Origin of the sequence: Kribbella sp. NBC_01510, from assembly GCF_045040325.1 — a bacterium.
Classification (GTDB): Bacteria; Actinomycetota; Actinomycetes; order Propionibacteriales; family Kribbellaceae; genus Kribbella.
In genome coordinates this window covers 1,032,985-1,058,107 of the sequence record NZ_CP109418.1, presented here as the reverse complement: position 1 = coordinate 1,058,107, position 25,123 = coordinate 1,032,985, and the positions used below count along the sequence as shown (strand labels likewise).

Genomic DNA, 25,123 nt, shown 5'->3' with positions numbered 1-25,123 from the left:
AGTCGCGAGCAATCCCTCGGACTGGCAGATACCCGTCATGGCGCGAGTCGGCCGCGCGGCTGGGACGGCCGCGGCGGGGTGACGAACGGTGCCGTCACCCCGCCGCGGGGTGGTCGTGGGCTGCGCCCGGGAGGGGCGCAGGGCGGATCATGCCGCCGGGGGCTTGTTGTTGGTGTCGTCGTAGATACGGGAGGCGATGTCGGCCTCGGGCGAGTGGTTCTGCTGGTTCACCGACTGCTGGACGTTCTGCCAGACCGCCTTGCCGTCGGCCTCGGGAATCACGATCCAGGCCACCGCGTAGCCGAGCAGAGCGGTGCCACCGGTGATCAGGGTCAGACCGACGATGGCGAGGCGGACCAGGGTGACGTCGATGTTCAGGTACTCGGCGATACCGCCGGAGACACCGGACAGCATCCGCTGGTCGCGGGAACGACGGAGGACCTTGCCGGACAGGTTCGAGAACGGTGCGTTGGAGTTCGTCATGGCTCCACTCTCCCGTCCAGCACCCCTCCGCCACATCAGGATCGGTACCGACCAACCCCTGATCCGACCCCTGGAACCCCGATCACCCACCCCTGACGACTTTGGTTGAACCCGACCCACGATCGCGGGGGCGCTGACGTCGTACGGCGGAAACTGTCGGTGCGGGTGCTTACCGTCGGGGGAATGGACGTCCAGGTGCTGCAGAAGGTCGTGTTCGGGCTGCCGGGAGTGGAGGAACACGAGGGCTGGGCGGGTCAGCCGGTCTTCAAGGTGCGGAACAAGAGCTTCGCGTACATGTCGGAGGACGAGACCAGGCTGCAGCTCAAGGCGTTGCGCGAGGAGCAGGAAGCGCTGGTGGCCGAGGATCCGGACGTGTACTCCCCGTCCTGGGCGGCCGGCCGCTTCGCGTGGCTAGACATCGACATCGCCGCGGCCGACGACGAAGAGCTCCGGGAACTGATCACCGAGGCCTGGCGCCTGACCGCCCCGAAGTACCTGATCTCCCAGCTGACGTCCTAGAGCGCCCGACGGACCAGGACCCATTGCGGGCTGGTGCGGCTGACCTCGGTGAAGCCGGCGTCGAGGAAGACGGACAGCGGGCCGCGATAGAGGTCGGACGAGGGAACGCGATTGGTAGTGGAAGTGTCGACGGCACAGCCCTCGATGACGGTGGCGCCGTACGAGCCGGCCAGATCGACAGCTCCGTGGGCCAGTTGGCGTGCGAGGCCCTGGCGGCGGTGGCCCACCGGTACGACGAAGCACGTGATGACCCACGCGTCCGGTCGATCGGTGCGCCAGTTGGGTGAGGCGACCACCCGTGGGTACGACGTCCGCGGGGCGACCGCACACCAGCCGACCGGCGTGGTCGCGTCGTACGCGAGGACACCGGGTGGCTGCTTCGCGTCGCAGACCTGGGATCGCAACGCCTTCCGGTGGCTGTCCGGGGGCGCGTCGGACCATTGCCGGCCGCGAAGCCGGAAGTACTGACAGAAGCACCGCGCCGGATCGCCACGCTCGCCCATCACCGCCGCCACGTCGTCCCACGAGTCCGGCCCGGCCGGGCGCACCTCCAGCATGCGGTCACCGTACTGTGCCTGGCGTGACCGGATGCGTCCGGTGGGGGACCGGGACGAGACTGTCGCCGGTCCGGCCGCGATGCGAGGTTTGGGCCATGTCGAACGAACCTCAAGCAGTCCTTCTCGATGACGCCGAAACCAGCCCGGTCGCGCCGGGCATCGTCCGCCGGGCCCTGCCGTCCAGTGGGCAGGTGCTGGTCCGCGCCTTCGATCTCGACGCCGGGATCGCCTGGCCGGAGGTCGACGTGCACGACCGGGACGAGCTGATCTACGTCGCGGCGGGCGAACTGCTCGACCACGGCCGGTCCTACCCGGCGGGGACCTATCTGTACTACCAGGCCGGCAGCCGGCACCAGCCGCGGACCGAGACCGGTGTCCGGATCATCGTCTTCGGGCCGGCGGAGGCGCCCGCCGCGAGCTGATCGCGAGCCGGCCCCCGGGCGGGGGGCCGGCTTGCACTCGTTTGGGTCGAGTGCTAATACTTGGTTAGCACTCGAAGGGTGAGAGTGATAAGTCTCCTGCCCCGCGAGTGTGACAGAAGACGGCCTCGATGAGGTGCCGGAGCGTGGCGGGACATGAACGCCGCGACCTCGGCGCCGTCCGTCGCGGGCATCCGGGCCGGCTGAACACAAAGACTCGACGCGGGAGGACTCGCGGAGAATGCCCAAGCTGATTTCTTTCAATGAAGAGGCGCGCCGCGGCCTCGAGCGAGGGATGAACACCCTCGCCGATGCGGTCAAGGTGACGCTCGGCCCCAAGGGCCGCAACGTCGTCCTGGAGAAGAAGTGGGGCGCCCCCACCATCACCAACGACGGTGTCTCCATCGCCAAGGAGATCGAGCTCGAGGACCCGTACGAGAAGATCGGGGCCGAGCTCGTCAAGGAAGTTGCGAAGAAGACCGACGACGTCGCGGGTGACGGCACCACCACCGCCACCGTGCTGGCCCAGGCCCTCGTCCGCGAGGGGCTGCGCAACGTTGCGGCCGGCGCCAACCCGATGAGCCTGAAGAAGGGCATCGAGAAGGCGACCGAGGCGGTCAGCGAGCAGCTGCTCGCGCTGGCCAAGCCGGTCGAAACCCGGGAGCAGATCGCTGCGACCGCGTCCATCTCGGCCGCCGACAACCAGGTCGGCCAGATCATCGCCGAGGCGATGGACAAGGTCGGCAAGGAAGGTGTCATCACCGTCGAGGAGAGCAACACCTTCGGTCTCGAGCTCGAGCTCACCGAGGGTATGCGCTTCGACAAGGGCTACATCTCGCCTTACTTCGTGACCGACACCGAGCGGATGGAAGCGGTCCTCGACGACCCGTACATCCTGATCGTCAACAGCAAGATCTCGAGCATCAAGGACCTGGTTCCGGTGCTGGAGAAGGTCATGCAGACCGGCAAGTCGCTGGCGATCATCGCCGAGGACATCGAGGGCGAGGCGCTGGCGACCCTGGTCGTGAACAAGATCAAGGGCACCTTCAAGGCCGTCGCCGTCAAGGCGCCGGGCTTCGGTGACCGCCGCAAGGCCATGCTGGTCGACATCGCCGTCCTCACCGGCGGCGAGGTGATCTCCGAGGAGGTCGGCCTCAAGCTGGACTCCGTCGACCTGGAGCTGCTCGGCCAGGCCCGCAAGATCGTCGTCACCAAGGACGAGACGACCATCGTCGAGGGCGAGGGTGACGCCGACCAGATCGGCGGCCGGGTGAACCAGATCCGCGCCGAGATCGAGAAGTCGGACTCCGACTACGACCGCGAGAAGCTGCAGGAGCGGCTGGCCAAGCTGGCCGGTGGCGTTGCGGTGATCAAGGTCGGCGCGGCCACCGAGGTCGAGCTGAAGGAGCGCAAGCACCGCATCGAGGACGCCGTTCGCAACGCGAAGGCGGCCGTCGAGGAGGGCATCGTCGCCGGTGGTGGCGTGGCGCTGCTTCAGGCGTCGGTGATCGCGTTCGAGAAGCTGGACCTCGACGGTGACGAGGCCACCGGTGCCGCGATCGTGCGGTCCGCGGTCGAGGCGCCGTTGAAGCAGATCGCCGTGAACGCCGGCCTCGAGGGTGGCGTCGTGGTGGAGAAGGTTCGCAACCTCGAGCCGGGCTGGGGCCTCAACGCCGCGTCCGGTGAGTACGTCGACCTGATCGCCACCGGCATCATCGACCCTGCCAAGGTGACGCGCTCGGCGCTGCAGAACGCGGCGTCCATCGCGGCCTTGTTCCTCACCACCGAGGCCGTCATCGCCGACAAGCCGGAGAAGGCCTCGGCCGCTCAGGGTGGCGCGCCCGACATGGGCGGCATGGACTTCTGATCCACTGAGGTCCGACAGCACAAGCAGTAAAGGCGGTCCCGGGAGCAATCCCGGGACCGCCTTCTTGCTGTCCCTCGCGCTTACGTCCGAAGATGTGAGGGCTGCAGGCCACAGTTCTTCGGACGTAAGCGATGGAGCCGAGGATCCCAGGTGTGAATAACAATTGGACTATGACCCCGGCCGCGCCCTAGAGTCTGGCCCGGCGAGACCGAACCGCAGCGGAAGGAGCGACCGATGAACACTCTGACTTGTTTCCCGGCGCGACCGATCCGCTCGCACAGCTCGCACTGAGCGGAGCAGCGCGCCTCCTGCTGGAGGATTCGTGACCATCCGCACCACCGTCGAGGCCGACCTCGACACCATCCTTTCCCTGATCGAGCAGAAGTCGGTCAACACCGTCACGCTCGACCGCTACGGCGAGTACGTTGCCGACGGCTACTACCGCGACGACTGGACCTGGGTCGTCGAGGAAGACGGCAGGATCCTGGCTCTCGCCATTTGGTGGGGCGCCCCCGGCGACGCCCACCCGTACAGCATCGACGGCCTGTACTACGCCGGCGACGGCGACCCGGTCCCGGTCTGGACGGCGCTGATCGAGCACGCCGTGAAGGCCCGCCCGGCCGATGCCGAGCCGCCGGAGTACCACTTCTTCCTGAACAGCGACTGGCGGGACCAGCCCGACGTGGTCGCAGCGCTCGAGCCACGCAGCCAGGCGGCCGCGGCGGCCGGGCTGACCGAGATCACCGACCGGTTGCGGTACGAGTGGAAGCCGGCGTACGGACTGCCGCCGCGGTCCACCCGGCTGCGGTTCGAGCCGGCCGACGACGAGGCCTTCGTGGACGTGTTCATGCGGGTCAGCGAGGGCAGCCTGGACGCGGCCACCGCGCGGGAGATCGCGCGGCTCGGGGTCGAGGGCGCGGCCCGCGAGGAGCTCGACATGTACAAGTCGATGCCGGGCGACCGGTCCTGGTGGCGGCTCGGGTACGACGCCGACGGGAAACTGATCGGGTTCGCGATGCCGTCCGCCAACGCCGGCGGGCCGGTGGTCGGGTACCTCGGGGTCCTGCCCGAGCAGCGCGGGCACGGGTACAGCGACGACCTGCTGGCCGAGATCACCCACCTGCTCGCGGAGACGGGTGCCGAGCACATCCGGGCCGACACCGACTTCGGCAACGTCCCGATGGCCAAGAGCTTCGAACGCCTGGGATACCGGAACTTCGCCGTCCGCCGGGTGCTCTCCTTCCCGGAGGTCTGAAGGCTATCTCTCGGCGTACCCGACTGGGTGCGCCGAGGGGCAGACGGCGGGCGTTCCGGACCCCTATGCTCCCTGACATGTCAGAGAGCTCCGGGGGGAGTCGGGAGCAGGGGAGGCACGGCGGTGCGTGACATCGCGCTCATCCTGCACGTCGTGGCCGGCGTCGTCGCGATCGTGTTCGGCCCGTTGGCGATCGTCCTCACCCTGCGCCGGCACGGGTTGAACTGGGCCGGCGAGGTCTATCACTGGGCCATCGCGCTGGTCTGCGTGTCCGCACTCGTGATGGTGCCGTACGACTGGAGCGGCCTGTGGTTCTTCTGGCCGATCTCGATCGCGTCGTACCTGTTCGTGTACCTCGGCCAGCGGGCCGCCGAAGCGCCCGGCGGGTTGTGGTACCGCGGCGTACTGCGCGGCTACGGCGGCGGCTGGATCGCTTTGTGGACAGCGATCGTGGTGGTGAGCCTGCCGCACCAGCCGTGGTCGTGGGTGATCCCGATCGTGCTCGGCTCCGCCGTGATCGAGTGGCTCTGCTTCAAGCCACAGCCGGGCTGGACCCATCAGGCCCAGCCCGGCCATTGAGCCGTCAGCGCAGCGGCCGGAAGAAGGTCCGCAGATCACCGGCGAGCAGGTCCGGCACCTCCATCGCGGCGAAGTGACCGCCGCGCTCGTACTCCTTCCAGTGCTCGATCTTGCCGGCCGGATCGGCCAGGCTCTTGATCGCCGTCTCCGCACCGAACACCGCGACCCCGGTCGGAGGTCCCTGGACGTCACCCCAGCCACCTGAGTCCTGATGGGCGAGCATCGCCTTCCAGGCCTGGACTCCGTCGTAGACCGCGTGCGCCGACGACGCACCGGAGCCGGTGAACCAGTACAGGCTGACGTTGGTCAGCAACTGGTCCCGGTCGACGGCCTCTTCCGGCAACTTGTGGATCGGGTCGGTCCACTCTGCGAACTTCTCCACGATCCAGGCCAGCTGCCCGATCGGCGAATCGTTCAGCGAGTACGCCAGCGTCTGCGGCCGCGTCGACTGCAACACGAAGTACCCGAAGCCGTCGTCGAGCGACTTGTTGAACCGTTCCACCCGCGCCCGATCCGACTCCGACAGGCCCTCCACCGAGAGCGGTCCTCCGAACGGCGCGCCCGCGCTCACCCCAGCCAGATGTGCGCCGACCACGTGCGCCGGATCCACCATCGGCAGCATCCCGGCAACCCCGGACCCCGCGTCCGTGCCGTGAGCGGCGTACCGCTCGTACCCGAGCCGGCTCATCAGCTCGGCCCACATCTGCGCCGTCCCGAAGAGGTTGAACCCGCCCGGCCCGAGCGGCGTGGAGAACCCGTACCCAGGCAGCGACGGTACGACGACATGGAACGCGTCGGCCGGGTCACCGCCGTACGCCGCCGGATCGGTCAGCCGGCCGATCACCTGCTGGAACTCCACCGGCGACCCCGGCCACCCGTGCGTGAGAATCAGCGGCAACGCGTCCGGCGACGCCGACCGCTGGTGGAAGAAGTGGATGCGCTGACCGTTGATCTCGGTCGTGAACTGCGGGATCTCGTTCAGCGCGGCCTCCGCGGCCCGCCAGTCGTAGCCGTCGGCCCAGTATCCGGCGAGCTCCTTGAGGTACGAGACCGGAACCCCGCGGCTCCAGTCATCCACGGCCGGAATGGCCGGCCACCGCGCCGCGGCCAGCCGCGCCTTGAGGTCGTCCACCTCCGCCTGCGGGATCTCGATCCGGAAGGGCCTGATGTCCGTGTTCGTTGTCATGCCTTCAGGCTAGAAACGATTGCGGCGAGCTTCCTTCCGCAATGAATAACGAATCTGAGCGCGACAATGGTCAGGTGACGAGCAACTTCGACCGCTTCCTGGCTCAGCTTCCCGCCGCCGATGCCGAGCGTGGCCGCGCGCTGTTCCGCGCGGCCCGGGTCGAGCGCGGCGAGTTGCTTGTCCGGGCCGGGGACCGGCCGGAGCGCGTCGGGTTCGTCGAGCGCGGACTCTTCCGGCTCTACCAGACCGACGCGGCGGGGACCGAGCGTACGCTCGCGTTCCGCGCCGAGGGCGAGCTCGTCTGCGCCTACAGCGCGGCGCTGCGGCAGGAGCCCTCCAGGCTGACCATCGAGGCCCTCGAGCCGGCCGACCTGATGATCGCTCCACGGTCGACGTACGACGCGTTGGTCCGGGTGAGCCTGGGCTGGCAGGCTCTCGTCGCCCGGCTGACCGAGGCGCTGTACCTGCGGGTCGAGCAACGCCAGACCGAGTTGCTCCTCGCCGACGCGACCGAGCGGTACCGGCTGTTCCTCGAAGGCCACGAGGACCTCGCCGGCCGGCTCACGCAACGCCAGATCGCGTCGTACGTCGGGATCACACCGGAGGCGCTCAGCCGGATCCGGCGGCGATTGATCTCGATCAACGACGACCGGCCCGCGGCTGCCTACGGTCGGGATCATGACGACGATGCGCGCGATGGCAACCGACCGAGTCGGCCCCGGAGCAGTCCTGCGGCCACACACCCTGCCGGTGAAGGCACCCGCTGACGGCGAGGTCCTGATCAGGGTGATGGCCGCGGCGGTCAACCCCGCCGACCTCGGCATGCTGGCCGGCAACTACCGCTGGTACGACGAGCTCCGGCTGCCGCTCGTGCCTGGGTACGACGTCGCCGGCGTGGTCGAGGGCGGCGACTGGGAGGCCGGGGCGGCGGTGATCGCCAGTACCGGTCACTCGCGGACCCAGGTCGGTGGCTTTGCCGAGTACGTGACGCTTCCCGTCGCACAGGTCGCCACGGCACCGGCGAACCTCGACTGGACCGAGGCCGCCACGCTGCCACTCGCCGGGCTCACCGCCTACCAGGCGCTCGATCTCCTCGGCCTCGCAGCGGGCAGCACGCTGCTGGTCAACGGACCACGGGGAGCGGTCGGCCGATTCGCGACCGAACTCGCCGTCGCGCGCGGCATCACCGTCCTCACACCGGACCCGGGCGAGGCGCCGGCAGCGGACTCGGCCGGGGGACCGGCCTCGGGGTCGGCTGACGCTGCCCTCGACGTCGTCGGCGGGCCGCGGGCTCGCGCGGCCTTTGCGGCGGTGCGCGACGGCGGTAGCTATGTCACCACCGTGCCGGAGTTCTGGGTCCCGGGTGGTCAGTTCACCGCGGACCGGGGTATCGAGCCCAGGATCGTCCGCGCCGAGCCCGACGGCCGCACGCTGGACCGTCTTGCCCGCGCCGCGGAAGCCGGTCATCTGACCGCGACCGTCGCCAAGACGCTCGCGCTGACGGATGCGGCGGACGCCCTCGACCTGCTCCAGGCCGGAGGCGTCCGCGGCAAGCTCGTCCTGGTCCCGTGACCTGTCGGCCGCTGCTCGCCGGTCAGGCCTGGCCGGCCTGCTCTTCCGGGGTGGATTTGCGGACGACGAGACGCGTCCAGGCGCCGACGTAGATCCGGTCGTCCGGGTCCAGCTCCTGGCGCTGACCTGGGACGATCGGGTCCTCGGGGAGCGGTCCGGCGGCGGGAGCGACGTACGTGCCGTTCGAGGACTGCAGGTCCTCGACCCACCAGCGCTGGCCGTCGGTGGTGAGCTGGGCCTGACGGCGGCTCACCCCGGTGTCGTCACCGCAGTCGACCTCGGGCGAGATGCCGCGGCTCCGGGACGGCCGGCCGATCAGCACGCTCTTCTCGTTCAGCGGGATCACCACCGGCAGGCCGGGCGACGGACACGGGTCGTCGCTCTGCTGGACGGCGTACCAGTCGGGGTCGACCCAGCGTTCGACCACCCACTCGGCCACCTCCTTGGGCGCGGCCGGCACCGGCGGCGGGGTGGACAGGTCGAGTGACGAGGCCTGCCGCGGCATGGTGCCGGTGGTGAAGTCGTAGCCGCAGTTCTCGCAGAACAGGGCATCCGTGGCCGCCGGCTCCGAACAGTTCGGGCAGGTCTGGGCAGCCGGAGCCGTGGCCGTGGTGGCCGGCGCCGGCGCCGCGACGGCGGGGGCCGGCACCTGCGCGGCGGCCGGTGTGGCCGCGACGCCGATCGGCAGGCCGCAGACGTCGCAGTAGTCGGTCGAGACGGACGGGTGCCCGCTCGGACAGCTGACTGTCGTCATTTCTTCACCCGGGTGGTCTTGGTGGAGGCCGTGTCGAGTGCCATCTCGTCGGCTTTCTCGACCGTCCGCTTGAGCCGCACCGTACCCGCTTCCTGGTCGTCGATGTCGACGACCTTGCGCAGCCGGGTGGTCGCCTCCTCGTTGCCGGTCTGGGCAGCGAGCTGGACCGCGCGGCCGAGCTTTGTGGTCGCGGTCGCGGTGTCCCCCGCGGCCTTCGCGGCCAGGCCGTCCTGGATCGCCTCGGCCAGCTCGGTCTGGCCGGTGTAGTGCGCGACCTCCGGGCTGATCCGGGTGGTCAGCGCCTCGTCCGCGGACCACAGCGCCTTGACCAGGCCCTGCGCGACCACGTCGTCGCCGATCACGAGCTGCACTCGCGCGGCGAGCTGCTCCTGCCCGATTCCCTTCGCGGCCAGCCGGATCGCCACGTGGTAGTCGCGGGACTCGTCTCCCCACGAGCCGGTCGGGTACGAGCCGGTCAGCGGGTTGATCGCCGTACGGCGTGAGGTCAGGTCCTCGACCGTGGGTGCGACCTGCCGGACGAACAGCACCTCGGCGCCTTGCGGAGCCCAGACCCGCAGATCGGCCTGGGCGATGCCGCGGCTCATCGCGTTCTGGATCAGCTTGGAGAACTCGGCCGCCAGCTGTTCCCGGGCCGGGATGATGTCGACCGTGCCTAGGAGCGCCTGCGCGATCCGCCGTACCTCGTCGACCTGCCAGGCGACGCCGACACCGCGGCAGTCGCACTGGAACTGGCCGGTGACGGCCTGGATGGTCTGGGTCAGCACCTCGGGCGTCTCGTGCTGGTTCTCGCCGTCGGTGAGCAGGATGGCGTGCTTCTGGGTCAGCGACGGCACGGTCGCGAACACCCGCGAGGCCAGCCGCAGCCAGGTGCCCATCGCGGTCCCACCGTCGGCGTAGAAGCGGGACACCGCGTCCTTGGCCGCCTGCCGGGTGAACTGGTCCATTCGCACCATCACCGGTTCCGGCGACGGCGGGAACGCCAGCTGGGCGCGGTCGTTGCCGGAGATCACCGCGAACCAGACCCCGTCGAGGATCTGATCGAGCGCCGTCTGCGCGGCGTACGCGGCGGCCTGGACACCCTCGCGGCCCATCGAGCCGGAGGTGTCGACGATGATGATCTCGCCGGCGTCACCGCTGCCGGACTGCCCGGCCGCTCCGGCGCCGCTGCAGTTCACCGTGACAATGGCGTGCACATCCGTTCCGCCGTCCGGCAGGAACTCGTTCTGGTAGACGGTGGCGGAGAACTCGGCCATCTCGGGTCCCTTTCCTAGAGCCGCGCCAGCGCGACGGTGATGTTGTCCTGGCCACCCTGGGCATTGGCCCAGTCGACCAGGGCGGACGCGGTGGCCATCGACTCGCCACCGTTCGCCGCAGCGGTCTGACGTACGAGGTCGGCCAGCGGTGCCGCCTCGGAGCAGTAGTTCCACAGTCCGTCGGAGCAGACCAGGATCCAGCCCGGCCCGGTCACCCGGAGCGTCGTCGTCCGTGGAGTGTGGTCCGGCGCGTCCTTGCCGAGCCAGCGGGTGATCGCATGCGCGTGTGGACCGGACTCCGCCTCCTCACGCGAGATGCCGGTGGCGATGAGCTCGGCGGCCCACGAGTCGTCCACAGTGAGCGCGACCGCCTCGGCCTCGTCCGGGAACCAGTACGCGCGACTGTCCCCGACGTTGCCGGCCACCAGCACACCGTCCTCCAGGATCGTCGCCACGAACGTACACGACGCCGGGTTGGGACTGTCCGGACTCGTGTTGTCCAGTACGGCGTCATTGGCCGCATCGGCAGCCGCCTCGAGCCGGGCGACCATCGCACTGCTCCGGGACGACTCGGTGCCCAGGCCTTGCGCGTGCCCGGCCGTCAGTACGTCGCGAGCCGCGCGGGATGCGGCCAGTGACGCGACATCCGAGTCGAGTGACGAGCTGACACCGTCACAGACGACCAGCAGCGCTCGGCTGCCCGGTTCGGGGTCGGCAGCGATGGCCAGCGCGTCCTCGTTCCGGCTATGTCGGATGCCGCGGTCGCACACGCCGGCCACCCACGGGCTGGGCTGCTCGGTGTAGTGGTCCCGGACCTTGGCGGCCTTGGTGCCGCACGTCTCGCAGTAGCCCTCCGCACCGATGACGCCACCGCAGGACTGGCACGGACCTGCCGGACTGGTCCCTGTCATGATCTCGACTGTCGGCTCGGTGTCGGTGTCCAAGGCGGGCGTGCTCGGGGTGCTGGGGCTGAGCTCGGCGCCGCAGGCCTCGCAGAAGCGATCGGCCTCGGACACCGGCCCGCCGCAGCTGGGGCAGACCGTCTGGGTCGTACTCGTCATCGCAACGTCCATCCTCGAACCTCGTTGGCCTGGTCGACCAGGGCGATCCGTTCCGGCCGGCTCTGCGCCTGGTCGGCCAGTTGCCGGTAGGTGGCCTCGAGCCCGTCCCGCAGGGCCGGCTCGGTGGCCTCCCGGCCGTCGATCCGCAGTCCTTCCTGCGGACCGGACTGCTGGACCTCGGCCAGCGCGGTCCGGAACACGTCCGCGGCCAGGTTGGCCCGGTCGACCGGGTCGATGGTCAGCGCGTCGATGCTGTCCATCGCCTGGGCGAGCGCGGGAAGGCCACGGCCCGATCCTGCCAGTAGTCCGGCCCGCTGGCGACGGGCCCGGACGTACGAGCCGCTGGTGCGGGGCACCAGGTCGAGTGCGGCGAGGGCGCCGTCGAGGTCGTTCCGCCGCGTGCGGATGTCGGCCAGGCCGAACGCCGAGGGGGCGATGTAGTTGGCGTCGGTCCGCGCACAGGTGAGGTAGAGGCCCTCGGCAACGTCGTACTCGCCGCTCTGCTCGCAGGCGATCGCCAGCGCGAGCTTCGGCCCGAGCTCACCCGGCACCTGGCCGTAGACGGCGTTGAACGCCGACTGGGCCGCGGCCGCGTCCCCGCGAGCCAGTGCGACCAGTCCGGCCATCCAGACTGCCCGCCACTCCCACGGATCCTCGGCCAGCAGGTCCGAGACCGCGGTGTCGACCATGTCGTAGCGGTCCTCGCCCACCTCGAGCGCAGCCTCGGCGATCTCCAGCAGGATCTGCGGGGACGACTCCGGCGCGTCCACGAGCAACTCGAGCCGCTTGCCCGGGTCCGGCACGCTGACCGTCTTGAGCCAGCCCGCCATCTTGTCGCTGTCGTCCGGCGCCAGCGAGGGCAGCTGCTGCCACGGTGCGGCCGTGTCACCCAGGCCCAGCGCCTTGTCGCCAGGAGTGCCGAACAGCAGCGACGACGCCGAGTGCTGCGCCGCCTTGTCGCCCTGTTTGTCCGCGACGATCTCCCGCAGTACGCCGAGCAGCTGCACGCGGAACTCGTCGGCCGACTGGAACCGGTCCGCCGGATCCTGGGCGCACGCCTTGAGCAGCAGCCGGTACACCGAGTCGTACTGCTGGAACAGCGGCACCTCGCCCACAGGCGGCAGCGAGGTGACGTACCGGGACTGGTAGCCGCGGAACTCCATCGCCAGCACGCACAGCGTCCGGCCGAGCGTGTAGATGTCGGAGGCAACGGATGGGCCGACCTCGGCGACCTCAGGCGCCTGGAAGCCGACGGTGCCGTAGATTGCGGAGTCCATGTCATCGATCCGCCGGACACCGCCGAGGTCGATCAGCTTGACCGCGTCGCCGACCTGGATGATGTTGTCCGGCTTGAAGTCGCAGTACACCAGGCCGAGATCGTGCAGGTACGAGAACGCCGGCAGGATCTCCAGCAGGTAGGCGATCGCCTGGTCGATCGGCAGCGCGTCGTACTGGCCCTTGTTCGCGGCCATTCGTTGCTTGAGCAACGTCTTCAGCGACGTGCCGCCGACGTACTCCATCACGATGTAGCCGGCGCCGTCGTGGGTGACGAAGTTGTAGATCTCCACGATCAGCGGGTGCTCGACCCGGGCCAGGAACTGCTGCTCGGCGATCGCGGCCGCGACGGCGTCCGGGTCCTCGGAGTTGAGCAGGCCCTTCAGCACCACCCAGCGGTCGGACACGTTCTTGTCCCGGGCCAGGTAGATCCAGCCGAAACCACCGTGCGCCAGGCAGCCGGCCACCTGGTACTGACCGCCGACCAGGTCGCCCGCCTGCAGCTTCGGCGAGAACGAGAATCTGTTGCGGCACTTCGGGCAGAAGCCCTCGGTCCGGCCGGGCTGGCCGGCGCGGGACCGGCCGACCGGGTTGCCACAGTTCGGGCAGTTCCGGCGGTCCTCCGGCACCTGCGGGTTGACCAGGATCGCTTTGCTCGCGTCGATCGCGGGGATCGACGGTACGTGCGTCAGCCCGGCACCGAGCCGCGCTCCGCGCAGACGGGTGGACGAGGTACCGAGCTTGCGGGTCAGCTTGGACCCGGCCTGGGCAGCCCGGGCCGAGCCGAGTGGCGTCGACGCGAGCCGGTTGGATGCGCGCGACACGGTCGACGGCGTACTGATCGGGTCGGGGTCGCTGGTCACGGCCGGTGCGCCGGAGACGGCGGAAGGGCTCGTGGTGCCGTCGGGCGCGGGGGAGCCGCAGACGTCGCAGTAGCCGTCGACGAAGGTCCCCGTGCAACCGGGCTGCGTGCAGGCGCCGGTCGCCGAGCCGGCCGAGGAGGCGGCGGCCGGAGTGGCCGAGGAGGCCGAGGAGGCGGTGGCCGGGGCGGCCGAGGAGGCCGAGGAGGCGGTGGCCGGGGCGGCCGGCGAGGCGGTCGCGGGGGAGCCGCAGATGTCGCAGTACCCATCCACGATGCTGCCGGTGCAGCCGGGCTGGGTGCACGCGATGGTCGTCGTCATTTCGTCCCTCCGGTGGCTTCCAGGTAGGCCTGGTAGGCCGTCACGAGTGCGCCCAGGCGGGTCAGCTCGACCGGCTCCTGCTCGATCACCGCGCGGGCGCGCCGGTACAGCTCCGCGAGATCTTCGTTGCCTGGGGCAACGCTGCTCGCCTTCACCTGGTAGGCGTCCAGCAACGCCGCCAGCTCGTCACGGTGCGCCAGTGCCGCGCCGTACGCCGCCTGCGCCTGACCCAGCGCCCGTCGTACGGCGTCCAGCCGGCTCAGGTACTTCTCCAGCTCGGCCGGGGTGTTCGGCACCGGGCCGAGCGCGGTCACATCGGGTACGGCGAGCCGCGGGGCCGGTGTGACGGTGGCGACCGCCTTGTCGGCGAGGGCTCGGACCGCGGTGCCCTGCGCTTCCAGTTCACTGCGCAGCGAACGCGCCCGCGCGACGTCGGCGGCTCGCTCCTTGCGGGTCGCGGCGCCGACGATCAGGTCGCGCTCGGCCCGGGCCGCGTCGATCTCGAGCGGGCCGATCAGTCCGCCGATGTCCGCGCCCCGCTTGCTGCGCTCGATCAGGTCGGTGACGCGGCGGTCGAGGTCGTGGTGCTCGGCGATCGCCGCGTTGCGAACGGTCGCCGGCTCCAGCTTGACGAGGTCGTTGATCCGTTCGACCTGCGCGCGCAGCTGCCGCAGGTGGGCAGCCAGGTCCGCGTCGCCCGGCTCCAGCGCCAGCTTGGCCCGCAGGCTGGACGCCAGCGCATCCGACAACTTGCATGCCTCAGGCAACGAAACCGCGAGTGATCCGCCGGCGCCGCCGGTGTCCAGACCGCCCCAGATCAGCGTCGAGATCCGCTCGGTCTCCTTGACTCCGACCCGCCCGGAATCCCACGTCACCAGGATCAGCTCGTACCGATCCGACACGGCCTTCCACACCGCCATGCTGAGCACGACATCCGCGCTCAAGGCATCCGCGTCCGCCGAATGCAGAGCAGCCTGATCCAGCTCCTCCAACTCAGCCTTCCGCCGATCCCGCCAGGTCCCCAGCGCATCCAGGAAGGACAGCAGCTCCGCAGCCGGAACACTGCTCCCCATCCGCCCCGGCGGCGCCGGCGCGCTCACAGTCGGCGTACGAACAGTCATGACGGTGGGACCCGACCGTAAGCCGGCGCCGGGGGAGTCGCGGTGCCCAGAGAGCTGAACCACTTGTTGTAGGACTGCTGCCAGCGGCCGTCCTTCTTCATCTGCTCGAGCACGCCGTTCACGAACCGGACGAAGTCCACCTGGCCGGCGTTCATGCCGAGCCCGTACGGCTCGGCGCTGAACGCGGGTGCCGTGGTGACCCGCGCGTACGGGTCTTGCGCGACCTGACCGGCGAGGACGGTGTCGTCACCGGTGATGCCGACGGCCTTGCCTTGCTGGAAGAGCACGAGGCAACCGGTGGCGGTGTCCGCCGTGATCGGGATCACCTTCGGGTACTTCGTGCGCAGGTTGTCCAGGCTGGTCGAGCCGGCCGGCGCACAGACCGTCTGGCCGGAGAGCTCGTCCAGGTTCTGCACCGGCTTGCCGTTCGCATTCTTCAGATCGGTCCGGACCAGCAGTTTCTGGCCCGAGTGGTAGTACTCGGCGGAGAAGGCGATGTCCTTCCAGCGGGCGCAGGTGATCGTCATGTTCCGGGCGACGATGTCGACCGCCCCCGGCTTCCGCGGCGCCGTCAGCACGGGCAGCCGCTGTGGGGTCGAGATCACCCGCAGCTCGACCCGGTTCGGGTTCGTCTTGGCGTCGGGGAAGATCGCCTCCGCGACGGCGTTGACCATGTCGATGTCGAAGCCCTCGATCTTGCCGGTCAGCGGGTTCCGGGAGCCGAGGTTGAGGCTGTCCGCGGAGACACCGGCGACCAGGCGACCGTAGTCCTGGATCTTGCGCATCGTGCTGTCCGCCGGCATCTGGCCGGGCGGCGGCAACGGTCCTTCGGGCGCGTACGACTGCAACGCGTTGGTGCAGTCCTGGGGGGCCGGCGTCGCGGGCGGTGCCGTTGTCGCGGAGGGCTTCGCCGGGATTTCGGTGGCGGCGTAGTTGCCGGAGCTGCAGGCGGTGAGGAGGAGGGCGGCGGCTGCCGCGATCGGGATGAGCTTCTTCATCGGTATTCCTCCAGTCGCTGCGACATGCCCCAGACGACGAGCAGTGCAGCCACGATGCCGAGCGGCAAGCCGAGCCAGCCGATGGGCGGCAGGCCGCCGCGGGTGTTCGACAGCTCGGACGAGACCGTGTCGCTCGTCGACTGCAGTTCGTCGGTGGAGCTCTGGTCGAAGGACTTGAACGCTTCGACGGAGTTGTTGTCCTTCGTCGTACCCACGGCCATCGCGACGGCGTTGTCCCAGTTGCCGTTGGTGTCGGCCTTGCGGACCGCGCCGTGGATTCTCTTGTACTCGTTCCAGCGGGTGGTGAGGTCGATGGCCGTGCCGGAGGACTTCTTCAGTTCGTCGTCGACGGTGGCGGAGGCGGTGTTGTAGGCCTTGTCGAAGGCGTCGCCGGAGCCGCGCGCGATCAGGGTGAGGCTCTCGTTGGAGCGGGCGTCGTACGCCGCGATCCGGGCGCGAGACAAGGCCAGGGTCTTGGCGTAGGCGTCGTCGCGGGTGCTCGATGCATTGCCGGACGCACTGGACAGCGAGACGCCGCCGACGATGGTGGTCAGCAGAATGAGCAGGCCCCCGGCAGCGATCGGGATGTTGATGTAGCGGTGCGTACGGCGGGCCAGCCAGCGCAGCGTGATCACGAAGACCACCAGCGCGACCACGCCGCCGGCGACAACCCAGATCGTGCCGTACCTGACGCCGTCGAACTCGGTGTCGACGCGCTTCTCGTTGGCGTCCACCAGCGCGTTCACCAGCGGCAGGGAGTCGTTCTGCAGTACGGCGTTCGCGTCCCGCAGGTACTGCGATCCGATCGGGAGGCCCTGGCGGTTGTTCGCCCGGGCTTGCTCGATCAGGCCTTCGTACGTGACCAGCGTGGTGTTCAGCTCGCCCAGTGCCTTCTGGTCGGCCGGCTGGGCCGACGCGGCTTCCGAGATCAGGCGGGCCGCCGACGCCATCGAGTCAACGTAGTGCTGGCGCTGATCCGGCGGCTCGAGACCGCCGACGAGGAACGCGTTGGTAGCGTCGGCGTTGGCGCTGACCAGGTTGGTGTGGATCGCCTGGATGCGGACAACCTGGGCGGCGTTGGCCTTGGCGCGGTCGAGGGCACCGTCGGACTGACGGAAACCCTGCGCCGCGGCCAGGCCGAAGACGACGCTGACAGCCGCGGCCAGGACGAGGAAGGCGCGCATCCGGCCCGGTGTGCCCTCGAACCACGCGGCGACCAGACCCCGCACGCCGGGCTTCCGGGCGCTGGGAGCCGGCAATGTGGTGCTGCTGGACGGCGGGGCCGACGGCGACCGGGTCGCGGGCGGCGCACTCTGAGTCTGGGTCACGCCTCTCCTCCTTGCTCGTGCTCCGTTGCGTCCGAAGAAGTGAGGTCTACAGCCCTCGGTTCTTCGGACGCAACGGAGTCGACTGGCTCCTCGGTGAGGTCCTCGGCGAGGATCTGACGCAGTTGGTCCTTCGTCGGTGCCGTCACGTCGCGAAGCCTCCAGGCGTGCCGGCCGATGGCGGCCTCCAGCACGTTGCGCGCGAACCTCCCGTTACCGAACGAGTCGTCCCGTGGCGTGACGCCCAGGATCTCCCGGAACCTGTCCAACGCCTCCGGCACCAGCTCGTAGTCGGCGGCTTCGGCGAGCCCGGTGAGGATGTCGGTCAGCTCGTCGTCGCTGTAGTCGTCGAACGCGATCGTGGTCCGGAACCGGCTGGCCAGCCCCGGGTTCGCCGCGATGAACGCCTCCATCGGCTCGGGGTACCCGGCAACGATCACGACCAGGTCGTCGCGCCGGTCCTCCATCTCCTTGACCAGCGTATCGACCGCTTCCCGCCCGTACTGGTCGGCGCCCGTGTCACCCGAGGTCAGGCTGTACGCCTCGTCGATGAACAGCACCCCGCCGGCCGCGGACGCGACCACCTCGGCCGTCTTCGTCGCGGTCTGGCCGAGATACCCGGCGACCAGCTCGGACCGGTCGACCTCGACCAACTGCCCCTTCGACAACAGCCCGAGTGCCTTGTAGATCCCGCTCACCAGCCGCGCCACCGTGGTCTTGCCCGTGCCGGGATTCCCCACGAACACGAGATGCCGCGTGATCGTCGGACTCTTCAGCCCCGCCTCGGCCCGCAGCTTCTCCACCCGCAGTACGGCGACCTGCCGATGCACTTCCCGCTTCACCCGAGCCAACCCGGTCAGCTCATCCAGCTCCGCCAGCAATTCCTCAACGGACTTGGCGGGCTCGGGAGCGACTTCCGCGGCCTCGGCCGGCGACTTCGCCGGGACGGCCGGAGTGACGCCGGCCGGCAGCGGCCCCGGCCCGGCAGCCTGCAGCGGTCCGCCCGCAGTCTGCAGTGGTCCGCCCGTAGTCTGCAGCGGCCGAGCCCCCGCAGCCTGGAGCTGCGCGGCCGCCGCCACGGACGCGTTGCCGACGACTCGCATGGTCGGCTCGCCCAGCGTGCATGCCGCGGACGCGACCTCGGCGAGAGCCTCGGCGTACGCGACCTTCTCGGCCGAGCCTGCGATGACCAGCTCGGTCAGCACGGCGGTCGGCGCACCACGCCAGCGACGACCGCGTACGGCGGCATCGAAGAAGTCCTGTGTCGTCGCACCCGGGCTGGCCTTCGCCCAGTCCGCGGGTGCACCCGGAGCGGACTCCGCCAACGCGGCGGCCAGCGACAACCCCTCCGCCTGGGCCGTCGGCTCGGCGACACCCGCACGAGCAGCCACGGCAACCAGCTCCGACACTGCTTCCGAGAGTGACCTTCCCCCCGCGCCGCTCATGACCCTCCCCGTCCAGGTGGTGGTGCCAGTGGTCCCGCCGGGCCGATGTCCGGTGGTGGTGTCGACGCCGTCGGGCCGATGGCCAGGCCTCCGCCGGTCGAGCCGGTGCCGAACTTCTCCTGCAGGAACCGGCCGTGGGCGATCAGCGCCGCCGCGTCGGCCCGGTTCACCGCGTCGAACACCTTGTCCATCGTCGCGGCCAAGAGGTCCAACTGGTCGATCAGGATCATCAGCGACGTCTTGCCCCGGTCCACCGGCCGCGTGTCCGCCCACTGCCGCGGCAGCCGCAGATACCCACCGATCGCCTCCGGCAGATAGTCCGTCGCCGTCGCCATCACGGAGTACGCCTGCGCACTCCCACCGAGATTGCCGAGCCGCGGGATCGTGTCCCGCACGGTCCGGACCACCCGGCCGACCCGTGATGCGACCACCGCCGGTACGGCGCCGTCCGCGACCAACTGCTCGACGCGGACGAGCGCCGCCAGCAGGTCGTCGTTCGTCGGAGCGCGGGGAGACGGGGCAGGCTCGGGCTCCTGCTTGCGGCCGGTCAGCCGCGCCAAGAAGTCACCGAGTGTCATGCAGTTCCCTGTCCCCCAGTTGACTCTGCGTCAGCGACCGAGGTCGAGGTCGAGACTGCCGTGGACGACCCGCTGGTCCTGCTTTTCGACCCGCTCCAGGTAGCTGCGGGACTTCGTCACCTCGGTCTCCAGCGTGCCGATGGTGGCGGCCATGTTGTCGAGCGCCTCCACCTTGAACGTGTCGATCGCGTCCATGGTCGCGTAGATGTTCGCGAACGCCGCCTGCAGCTGCGGCAGCCCGATCGTCGCGGACGCGGCCTGCTGCTGGATCGCGACCGAGTTGTCGCGCAGCATCTCCGAGGTCCGCTCGATCATCCCGCTGGTGGTCGTGTTCAGTGCGGTGATCTGGTCGAGCACCAGCTTCTGGTTGCTCAGCGCCTGCGCCACGATGACCGCCGTACGCAAGGCCGAGACGGTGGTCGTCGACGCGCGGTCGACGCCCTTGATCAGCTCGATGTTGTTCTTGATCACGATGTCGATGGCCAGGTAGTTCTGGATCGACACGGCCAGCTGGGTGAGCAGGTCCTGGTGCTTCTGGCGGACGTAGAACAGCAGGTCCTCGCGGAACGCCTTCGCCCTGTCCAGGTTCGTCGCCTCCAGTTCGGCGATCGCCGCGGACAACCGGGCGTCCAGGCGCTCGGCGACGTACACGTACTGGTTCAGCCGGCCCATCGCGTCCCAGAGTTGCTGCTTCTCCAGGTTCAGCGCGGCGTTGTCCTTGCCGAGCTCGTCCTGGCCATTGCGCAGCGCGTGCAGGATGCCCTCGAGGTGACTCTGCGCGCTCTGGTACTTGCGGAAGTAGTCCTCGATCTTGTCCCCGAACGGGATCAGCCCGAGTAGCTTCTTCGAGCCGGTGGCTGCCTTCGGGTCCAGGTCCTCGACCGTACGGCGAAGGTCCAGCAGCGTCTGGCCGACGGTCGAACCCTCGGACAGTCCGCCGCTCTGCAACGCGCGGACCGGCGACTGGAGCAGGCGGTTCGAGCTGTCGGCGGCGGCGCGGATGTCGACGTCGCCCATGCTCCGGACGTCAGTGGCCTTGGCCGCGAACTCCGGCGACCGCGGCTCGGCTGCCATCAACGAGGTGAGGAACGTGTCGACCTTCGCGTCGAGGCCGGGCAGCGCGGCCGCATCCACGGCGGGCGCCAGACTCGGGGCGGCCGTCGCGGCAACCGGCTGTGACGGCGGTGGAGCGGTCAGTATCAGTCCAGGAGCCGTAGCCGTCGGCGGCTGCAACGGCGCCATCGCCGGCTGCGCAGCGGCCGGTGCGCCTGCTGTGTTGTCTGCTTCGGTCATCGTCGTTCCCCTCCGGTGGCCTCCGCGAGGCATCCCCTCGCCCGCGCGCTGTCACCTCCGTGACGCGCAGCCAATCTAGTCGGTTCCAGGTCCCCATGGAGTCCCCGTTGCCTACTCGTTGTTAGCTGCGACGGTAGCCAACGAAGGTAAAGCCGTCGTGGGGGTCGCGGCTGGTTTCGGTCCAGGCGGCGTGGTCGAGGGACGGGAAGGTGACGTCGCCGGTGGGGGACTGGTCGACCTCGGTGAGTTCCAGGCGGTCGGCGTACGGGAGGGCCTGGCGGTAGATCTCGCCGCCGCCGGCTACGTAGAGGTCACCGTCGTACTTGAGGGCCTCTTCGAGGGTGTGGACGACGTCGACGCCGTCGGCGGACCAGGCGGGCTGGCGGGTGACGACGACGGTACGGCGGCCGGGCAGCGGCCGGCCGATGGAGTCATAGGTCTTGCGGCCCATCACCAGCGTGTGGCCGAGCGTGAGCGCCTTGAAGTGCTGCAGGTCCTCGCGGATGCGCCAGGGCAGATCGTTGTCCCGCCCGATCACCCCGTTCCGGCCAACCGCGGCGATGAGGATCACGGTCATACGGCGATGGGCGCCTTGATCCCGGGGTGCGGGTCGTAGCCGATCAGCTGGACGTCCGCGATCTCGTAGGAGTCGATCGAGTCACGCTGCGTCAGTTGGAGCGTCGGCAGCAGCCGGGGCTCGCGGGTGAGCTGCAGGCGGGCCTGGTCCAGGTGGTTCACGTACAGGTGCGCGTCACCGAGCGTGTGGACGAAGTCGCCGACCTCGAGCCCGGTCTGCTGCGCGACCATGTGGGTGAGCAGCGCGTACGACGCGATGTTGAACGGGACTCCGAGGAAGATGTCGGCCGACCGCTGGTACAGCTGGCAGGACAGCCGGCCCTCGGCGACGTAGAACTGGAACATGGTGTGACACGGCGGCAACGCCATGCCGTCCACGTCCGCCACGTTCCACGCGTTCACGATGTGCCGGCGCGAGTCCGGGTTGTTCTTGATCGACTCGATCACGCCCGCGATCTGGTCCACGTGCCGGCCGTCCGGCGTCGGCCAGGACCGCCACTGGTAGCCGTACACCGGGCCCAGCTCACCGTCCGCGTCGGCCCACTCGTCCCAGATCGAGATGTTGTTCTCGTGCAGCCACTTGATGTTCGTCGAGCCGCTGAGGAACCAGATCAGCTCCCCGATCACCGACCGCAGATGCAGCTTCTTCGTCGTCACCGCCGGGAACCCGGCCCGGAGGTCGTACCGCGACTGGTGCCCGAACACACTCAGCGTGCCCGTCCCGGTGCGGTCCCCCTTCTCCACCCCGTTGTCCAGCACGTGCCGTACGAGGTCCAGGTACTGCTGCATGGCGGCAACGCTACCTGGTGCGGACGTCCAGGCCATCACAATCGCGATCGCGCGTCGTGTCTACTCGGAGAGAGCGGCCGGACCGGGCCGTTGTGATGGCCTGGAGTTCCGGGCTGGCAGACTCGCGGGGTGGACGAGTACGTGCTGACGCTGGTGGTGCGGGTCGAGAAGGGCGCGCGGCCGGCGCAGACCGATGCACTGGAGACAGCGGCGCGGGCGGTGCTCGCGATCCTGGCCGACGAGCGCTCGACCGGCGAGGGGGCGACGGCGACTGGTGAGGGGTCGACCGGTGAAGGGGAGTGGGCCGGGGCTATGCGTGCCTGGCAGGACGACCGGATCCGGAAGATCGTCAAGCGCGCTCGCGGCGCCGAGTGGCGCCGCACCGAGGGGATACCCGGGATAACGGTCACCGGAACTGGAGCGGGTGCCGAGGCCCCGGTGGATGCCGAGGAGCCGGCGGTTGTGGCGGAGGTTCGGGTGTTCCCGCCGACGCCGATGGACGACGTACCGGCGGAGTTCGCCAACCTGCAGGTGAGCGGGACCGATTTCACAGACTCCGGCGAAGTGCCGCCGCCCGAGCCCGGCGTACCGGTGTTGTGGATCAATCCGGACCTGGAGATGTCGAGCGGGAAGGCGATGGCGCAGTGTGGCCATGCGGCGCAGCTCGCCTGGTGGGAGTTGTCAGCGGAGGCCCGCAAGGACTGGATGGCGAGTGACTTCGCACTGGCAGTTCGGACGGCGAGCCCCGCGCAGTGGCGGCGGCTGTTGACCAGCGGCCTGCCGGTGGTCCAGGACGCGGGCTTCACCGAGGTGGCGCCCGGGTCCCGGACCGTGATCGCGGCTCATCCTTTGCTGACCCGGTAGTGCAGGTGGGTGACCCGGTCACCCACGATGATCTCCGGGTCGTCGAGCAGGATCTGCTCGCCGGCGTAGTCACCGAAGAACTTCTTGCCGGTGCCGAAGATCACCGGGACGAGGTTGTACGAGAGCTCGTCGATCAGGCCGGCCCGTAGCGCCTGGCCGGTCAGGTTCCCGGCGGCGAGCGAGATGTCCTGATCACCAGCGAGCTCCTTGGCCTTCGCGACGGCCTCCTCGATCCCGCTGACGAAGGTGAACGGCGCATCGGGAAACGGCCAGTCGGTAGGCGGCTCGTGGGTGACGACGACGACATGCTGCCCGAACGGCGGGACGCCTTCCCAGCCGTTGGTGATGTCGAACAGGCGCCGCCCGCACAACACCACGCCGACCTTCCTCCAAGCCGTGTTGACATAGTCCGCACTCGCCGGACTGACGTGGAACGGCCGCCCCGGGTCTGTTCCGTACAGCTCGACCGGGCCGTTGTTGTACCAGTCGAACAGCGGTCCGACACCGTCCTCGGTATCCGCGACGAAGCCGTCCAGCGAGACCACGGCGGCGGCGATGACGTTGCCCATGGCTACTTTTCCTTCACGACTCGATAGGTGAGGTGCTGCGCGGCCGGCGTCGAGACGCACTCGACCAGCTCCAGCCCGACCGCCGGCCCGGCCTCGGCCGGAAACAGCCGGGTGCCGTCGCCGAGTACGACGGTTGCCACGTGCAACCGCAGGACGTCGGCCAGCCCGGCAGCGAGGACCTCGTGGCAGACCTGCCCGCCGCCCATCACCACCACTTCCTTGCCCCCGGCAACCTCCGCGGCCTGCCGGACCGCGCTCTCCACGCCGTCGGTGACGAAGTGGAAGCGATCGCCGAGCCGGGGGTTTGCCGGCGCAGAGTGGGTGACGACATAGACCGGCGGATTCACCTCGCCGGTCGGCTTGGCGCCGTACCCCATCTCGTCGCTCCAGCCGCCCGGGGCGTCGATGATGTCGAACAGGTTCCGGCCCTGGATGACAGCGCCGGTGGCCTCGAAGGCGGCGTCCAGTACGGCGCGATCCGCGTCGTTGCCGTGGAAGACCCAGTCGTGCAGGGCCATGCCGCCGTCGCCGAGGCCGTTGCCGAGACCGACGTTCGGCCCGGTGACGTACCCGTCCAGCGACACGGAGATGTCGATGACGACGTCGCTCATCGGTCAGCCCTCCTTCGCGACGAGCTCGGCGAGGCGGTCCATCGACTCGCGGATGCCGTGCTCCATGCCGTACTCGATCGACTGGTCGCGGCTCTCCACCGAGGAGAACACCGACTGCTGGTGTAGGCGGACGCCGGTCTCGGTCGGTTCGAGGGTCATCTTCTCCAGGCAGACCTCGCCCGGAGCGCCTTCCCACTCGAAGGTCTGGATGATCAGCTTGTCCTGTTCTACGGTGTGGAAGACGCCGCGGAAGGCGTACTCGCCGGAGTCGTCGCGGTGGATGTAGCGGTACGTCCCGCCCGGGCGTACGTCGTACTTCTCGATGGTGGCGTCGAGGTCGCGCGGGCCGAGCCAGGCGGCGACCAGGTCGGGGTCGGTGCAGATCCTGAACAGCTGCGCCGGGGTGGCGTCGAACTCGCGTGTCACCTCGACGAACGGCGTACCAGCCGGGGTGTTGATGATCGTGTCGCTCATTGCTCCTGCTCCTTCACGGTTTTGAGTACTGCGTCCATCCGGCGGAACCGGCGTTCGGTCTCGAGCCGGTACTCGTCGATCCAGCTCGTCAGTGCTTCGAGGGCGGCCGGGACCAGGTGGCAGGGGCGGCGTTGCCCGTCCCTGGTCCGGGTGATCAACCCGGCGGCCTCGAGCACCTGGATGTGCCGCGACACCGCCTGCTTGGTGATCGGGAACGGTTCGGCCAGCTCGTTCACGGTGGCCGGCCCCCGGGACAGTCGCGCGATCATCGCTCGCCGGAGCGGGTCGCCGAGCGCGGTGAACGCCCGGTCGAGCTGGTCGTCGTCAACTGTCATGTTTATCAACCATTCCCTTGATCAACCGATAGGTTGACAATAGCCACGGGCCACCTCGCCGTCAACCCTCTGGTGGGTCCACCCACGACAGGGTGGGTTCGCCCACCGGAATACCGCTGGCCAACCCACCAGCTCATGGGCTGACCTATGGGCTGTTAGCAAC

The 25,123-nt window shown here is 69.5% G+C and carries 27 protein-coding genes; 8 read left to right on the top strand and 19 right to left on the bottom strand.

The features are described from left to right. Positions 1-147 precede the first annotated feature (147 nt). Positions 148-483 (bottom strand): PspC domain-containing protein, encoded by a 336-nt coding sequence (locus OG558_RS05180; RefSeq protein ID WP_405069191.1) that lies wholly within the window; start codon positions 481-483, stop codon positions 148-150. A gap of 183 nt (positions 484-666) precedes the next feature. Between OG558_RS05180 and OG558_RS05175 the strand changes: the two genes are divergently transcribed. Further along, complete coding sequence (locus OG558_RS05175) at positions 667-1,002, top strand: MmcQ/YjbR family DNA-binding protein (protein WP_329482002.1); 336 nt, start codon at positions 667-669, stop codon at positions 1,000-1,002. Here OG558_RS05175 and OG558_RS05170 read toward each other — a convergent pair. Continuing rightward, complete coding sequence (locus OG558_RS05170; protein ID WP_405069190.1) at positions 999-1,559, bottom strand: GNAT family N-acetyltransferase; 561 nt, start codon at positions 1,557-1,559, stop codon at positions 999-1,001. The two genes, OG558_RS05175 and OG558_RS05170, sit on opposite strands and share 4 nt — an antisense overlap. A 95-nt stretch (positions 1,560-1,654) precedes the next feature. Here OG558_RS05170 and OG558_RS05165 point away from each other — a divergent pair, with 95 nt between their 5' ends. From OG558_RS05165 to OG558_RS05150, 4 genes are all read left to right on the top strand, one after another. Beyond that, complete coding sequence (locus OG558_RS05165; protein ID WP_328526256.1) at positions 1,655-1,981, top strand: cupin domain-containing protein; 327 nt, start codon at positions 1,655-1,657, stop codon at positions 1,979-1,981. Between the two features lie 238 nt (positions 1,982-2,219). Beyond that, entirely contained in the window at positions 2,220-3,845 is a 1,626-nt protein-coding gene (gene groL / locus OG558_RS05160; RefSeq protein WP_329481999.1) for a chaperonin GroEL, read from the top strand. A gap of 322 nt (positions 3,846-4,167) precedes the next feature. Beyond that, entirely contained in the window at positions 4,168-5,100 is a 933-nt protein-coding gene (locus OG558_RS05155) for a GNAT family N-acetyltransferase (RefSeq protein WP_405069189.1), read from the top strand. A gap of 123 nt (positions 5,101-5,223) precedes the next feature. Then, complete coding sequence (locus OG558_RS05150) at positions 5,224-5,679, top strand: hypothetical protein (protein ID WP_329481997.1); 456 nt, start codon at positions 5,224-5,226, stop codon at positions 5,677-5,679. A gap of 4 nt (positions 5,680-5,683) precedes the next feature. Here the strand turns inward: OG558_RS05150 and OG558_RS05145 are convergent, their stop codons facing one another. Continuing rightward, entirely contained in the window at positions 5,684-6,865 is a 1,182-nt protein-coding gene (locus OG558_RS05145) for an epoxide hydrolase family protein (protein ID WP_405069188.1), read from the bottom strand. Positions 6,866-6,939: 74 nt separating this feature from the next. On the opposite strand from OG558_RS05145, the gene OG558_RS05140 reads away from it, so the two are divergent. Together OG558_RS05140 and OG558_RS05135 are read left to right on the top strand one after the other, a co-directional pair. After that, on the top strand, positions 6,940-7,632 hold the full coding sequence (locus OG558_RS05140) for a Crp/Fnr family transcriptional regulator (RefSeq protein WP_405069187.1): 693 nt from the start codon (positions 6,940-6,942) through the stop codon (positions 7,630-7,632). Next, positions 7,544-8,437, top strand: a complete 894-nt coding sequence (locus tag OG558_RS05135) for an NADP-dependent oxidoreductase (protein ID WP_405069186.1) — start codon at positions 7,544-7,546, stop codon at positions 8,435-8,437. The genes OG558_RS05140 and OG558_RS05135 overlap by 89 nt, the downstream gene beginning before the upstream one ends. Before the next feature lie 22 nt (positions 8,438-8,459). On the opposite strand, the gene OG558_RS05130 is transcribed toward OG558_RS05135, so the two are convergent. From OG558_RS05130 to OG558_RS05075, 12 genes are all read right to left on the bottom strand, one after another. Continuing rightward, on the bottom strand, positions 8,460-9,191 hold the full coding sequence (locus OG558_RS05130; RefSeq protein WP_405069185.1) for an FHA domain-containing protein: 732 nt from the start codon (positions 9,189-9,191) through the stop codon (positions 8,460-8,462). Beyond that, on the bottom strand, positions 9,188-10,465 hold the full coding sequence (locus tag OG558_RS05125; protein ID WP_405069184.1) for a VWA domain-containing protein: 1,278 nt from the start codon (positions 10,463-10,465) through the stop codon (positions 9,188-9,190). The genes OG558_RS05130 and OG558_RS05125 overlap by 4 nt, the downstream gene beginning before the upstream one ends. 14 nt (positions 10,466-10,479) lie before the next feature. Further along, a complete protein-coding gene (locus OG558_RS05120; RefSeq protein WP_405069183.1) occupies positions 10,480-11,526 on the bottom strand; it encodes a protein phosphatase 2C domain-containing protein in 1,047 nt (348 codons plus the stop codon). Further along, the gene (locus OG558_RS05115; RefSeq protein WP_405069182.1) at positions 11,523-13,982 is read right to left on the bottom strand and encodes a tetratricopeptide repeat protein; all 2,460 of its coding nucleotides are present in this window, start codon (positions 13,980-13,982) and stop codon (positions 11,523-11,525) included. The genes OG558_RS05120 and OG558_RS05115 overlap by 4 nt, the downstream gene beginning before the upstream one ends. After that, positions 13,979-15,103: a hypothetical protein gene (locus OG558_RS05110; RefSeq protein WP_405069181.1), complete on the bottom strand. Its 1,125-nt coding sequence runs from the start codon at positions 15,101-15,103 to the stop codon at positions 13,979-13,981. Before OG558_RS05110 ends, OG558_RS05115 begins: the two co-directional genes overlap by 4 nt. Beyond that, positions 15,100-16,101: a glutamate ABC transporter substrate-binding protein gene (locus tag OG558_RS05105; RefSeq protein ID WP_405069180.1), complete on the bottom strand. Its 1,002-nt coding sequence runs from the start codon at positions 16,099-16,101 to the stop codon at positions 15,100-15,102. Before OG558_RS05105 ends, OG558_RS05110 begins: the two co-directional genes overlap by 4 nt. After that, positions 16,098-17,429: a hypothetical protein gene (locus OG558_RS05100; RefSeq protein ID WP_405069179.1), complete on the bottom strand. Its 1,332-nt coding sequence runs from the start codon at positions 17,427-17,429 to the stop codon at positions 16,098-16,100. Before OG558_RS05100 ends, OG558_RS05105 begins: the two co-directional genes overlap by 4 nt. Continuing rightward, positions 17,426-18,817 (bottom strand): AAA family ATPase, encoded by a 1,392-nt coding sequence (locus tag OG558_RS05095; protein WP_405069178.1) that lies wholly within the window; start codon positions 18,815-18,817, stop codon positions 17,426-17,428. Before OG558_RS05095 ends, OG558_RS05100 begins: the two co-directional genes overlap by 4 nt. A gap of 50 nt (positions 18,818-18,867) precedes the next feature. Beyond that, the gene (locus tag OG558_RS05090; protein ID WP_329481985.1) at positions 18,868-19,449 is read right to left on the bottom strand and encodes a hypothetical protein; all 582 of its coding nucleotides are present in this window, start codon (positions 19,447-19,449) and stop codon (positions 18,868-18,870) included. 30 nt (positions 19,450-19,479) lie between these two features. Then, positions 19,480-20,742 carry a toxic anion resistance protein gene (locus OG558_RS05085; RefSeq protein WP_405069177.1) on the bottom strand — a complete coding sequence of 421 codons (1,263 nt, stop codon included), beginning with the start codon at positions 20,740-20,742 and terminating at the stop codon, positions 19,480-19,482. Positions 20,743-20,863: 121 nt separating this feature from the next. Next, positions 20,864-21,319 (bottom strand): dihydrofolate reductase, encoded by a 456-nt coding sequence (locus tag OG558_RS05080; RefSeq protein ID WP_405069176.1) that lies wholly within the window; start codon positions 21,317-21,319, stop codon positions 20,864-20,866. After that, positions 21,316-22,107, bottom strand: a complete 792-nt coding sequence (locus tag OG558_RS05075; protein WP_329481982.1) for a thymidylate synthase — start codon at positions 22,105-22,107, stop codon at positions 21,316-21,318. The genes OG558_RS05080 and OG558_RS05075 overlap by 4 nt, the downstream gene beginning before the upstream one ends. 129 nt (positions 22,108-22,236) lie before the next feature. On the opposite strand from OG558_RS05075, the gene OG558_RS05070 reads away from it, so the two are divergent. Next, a complete protein-coding gene (locus tag OG558_RS05070) occupies positions 22,237-22,971 on the top strand; it encodes an aminoacyl-tRNA hydrolase (protein ID WP_405069175.1) in 735 nt (244 codons plus the stop codon). Here OG558_RS05070 and OG558_RS05065 read toward each other — a convergent pair. Genes OG558_RS05065 through OG558_RS05050 form a run of 4 tightly spaced genes read right to left on the bottom strand, consistent with a single transcriptional unit; the run spans position 22,950 to position 24,960 of the window. Further along, positions 22,950-23,540, bottom strand: coding sequence for a dihydrofolate reductase family protein (locus OG558_RS05065; RefSeq protein WP_405069174.1), 591 nt, complete (start codon positions 23,538-23,540; stop codon positions 22,950-22,952). The two genes, OG558_RS05070 and OG558_RS05065, sit on opposite strands and share 22 nt — an antisense overlap. A gap of 2 nt (positions 23,541-23,542) precedes the next feature. After that, a complete protein-coding gene (locus tag OG558_RS05060; RefSeq protein ID WP_405069173.1) occupies positions 23,543-24,151 on the bottom strand; it encodes a dihydrofolate reductase family protein in 609 nt (202 codons plus the stop codon). 3 nt (positions 24,152-24,154) lie between these two features. Further along, positions 24,155-24,625: an SRPBCC domain-containing protein gene (locus OG558_RS05055; RefSeq protein WP_329481978.1), complete on the bottom strand. Its 471-nt coding sequence runs from the start codon at positions 24,623-24,625 to the stop codon at positions 24,155-24,157. Then, positions 24,622-24,960 carry an ArsR/SmtB family transcription factor gene (locus tag OG558_RS05050; RefSeq protein WP_405069172.1) on the bottom strand — a complete coding sequence of 113 codons (339 nt, stop codon included), beginning with the start codon at positions 24,958-24,960 and terminating at the stop codon, positions 24,622-24,624. Before OG558_RS05050 ends, OG558_RS05055 begins: the two co-directional genes overlap by 4 nt. Between the last annotated feature and the right edge of the window lie 163 nt (positions 24,961-25,123).

What these genes read in the sequence shown, in the direction of transcription:
- OG558_RS05180 (WP_405069191.1), bottom strand. Translation starts at nt 483, where the DNA reads ATGACGAACTCCAACGCACCGTTCTCGAACCTGTCCGGCAAGGTCCTC.
- OG558_RS05175 (WP_329482002.1), top strand. Translation starts at nt 667, where the DNA reads ATGGACGTCCAGGTGCTGCAGAAGGTCGTGTTCGGGCTGCCGGGAGTG.
- OG558_RS05170 (WP_405069190.1), bottom strand. Translation starts at nt 1,559, where the DNA reads ATGCTGGAGGTGCGCCCGGCCGGGCCGGACTCGTGGGACGACGTGGCG.
- OG558_RS05165 (WP_328526256.1), top strand. Translation starts at nt 1,655, where the DNA reads ATGTCGAACGAACCTCAAGCAGTCCTTCTCGATGACGCCGAAACCAGC.
- groL (WP_329481999.1), top strand. Translation starts at nt 2,220, where the DNA reads ATGCCCAAGCTGATTTCTTTCAATGAAGAGGCGCGCCGCGGCCTCGAG.
- OG558_RS05145 (WP_405069188.1), bottom strand. Translation starts at nt 6,865, where the DNA reads ATGACAACGAACACGGACATCAGGCCCTTCCGGATCGAGATCCCGCAG.
- OG558_RS05135 (WP_405069186.1), top strand. Translation starts at nt 7,544, where the DNA reads ATGACGACGATGCGCGCGATGGCAACCGACCGAGTCGGCCCCGGAGCA.
- OG558_RS05130 (WP_405069185.1), bottom strand. Translation starts at nt 9,191, where the DNA reads ATGACGACAGTCAGCTGTCCGAGCGGGCACCCGTCCGTCTCGACCGAC.
- OG558_RS05125 (WP_405069184.1), bottom strand. Translation starts at nt 10,465, where the DNA reads ATGGCCGAGTTCTCCGCCACCGTCTACCAGAACGAGTTCCTGCCGGAC.
- OG558_RS05120 (WP_405069183.1), bottom strand. Translation starts at nt 11,526, where the DNA reads ATGACGAGTACGACCCAGACGGTCTGCCCCAGCTGCGGCGGGCCGGTG.
- OG558_RS05115 (WP_405069182.1), bottom strand. Translation starts at nt 13,982, where the DNA reads ATGACGACGACCATCGCGTGCACCCAGCCCGGCTGCACCGGCAGCATC.
- OG558_RS05110 (WP_405069181.1), bottom strand. Translation starts at nt 15,103, where the DNA reads ATGACTGTTCGTACGCCGACTGTGAGCGCGCCGGCGCCGCCGGGGCGG.
- OG558_RS05105 (WP_405069180.1), bottom strand. Translation starts at nt 16,101, where the DNA reads ATGAAGAAGCTCATCCCGATCGCGGCAGCCGCCGCCCTCCTCCTCACC.
- OG558_RS05090 (WP_329481985.1), bottom strand. Translation starts at nt 19,449, where the DNA reads ATGACACTCGGTGACTTCTTGGCGCGGCTGACCGGCCGCAAGCAGGAG.
- OG558_RS05085 (WP_405069177.1), bottom strand. Translation starts at nt 20,742, where the DNA reads ATGACCGAAGCAGACAACACAGCAGGCGCACCGGCCGCTGCGCAGCCG.
- OG558_RS05080 (WP_405069176.1), bottom strand. Translation starts at nt 21,319, where the DNA reads ATGACCGTGATCCTCATCGCCGCGGTTGGCCGGAACGGGGTGATCGGG.
- OG558_RS05075 (WP_329481982.1), bottom strand. Translation starts at nt 22,107, where the DNA reads ATGCAGCAGTACCTGGACCTCGTACGGCACGTGCTGGACAACGGGGTG.
- OG558_RS05065 (WP_405069174.1), bottom strand. Translation starts at nt 23,540, where the DNA reads ATGGGCAACGTCATCGCCGCCGCCGTGGTCTCGCTGGACGGCTTCGTC.
- OG558_RS05060 (WP_405069173.1), bottom strand. Translation starts at nt 24,151, where the DNA reads ATGAGCGACGTCGTCATCGACATCTCCGTGTCGCTGGACGGGTACGTC.
- OG558_RS05055 (WP_329481978.1), bottom strand. Translation starts at nt 24,625, where the DNA reads ATGAGCGACACGATCATCAACACCCCGGCTGGTACGCCGTTCGTCGAG.
- OG558_RS05050 (WP_405069172.1), bottom strand. Translation starts at nt 24,960, where the DNA reads ATGACAGTTGACGACGACCAGCTCGACCGGGCGTTCACCGCGCTCGGC.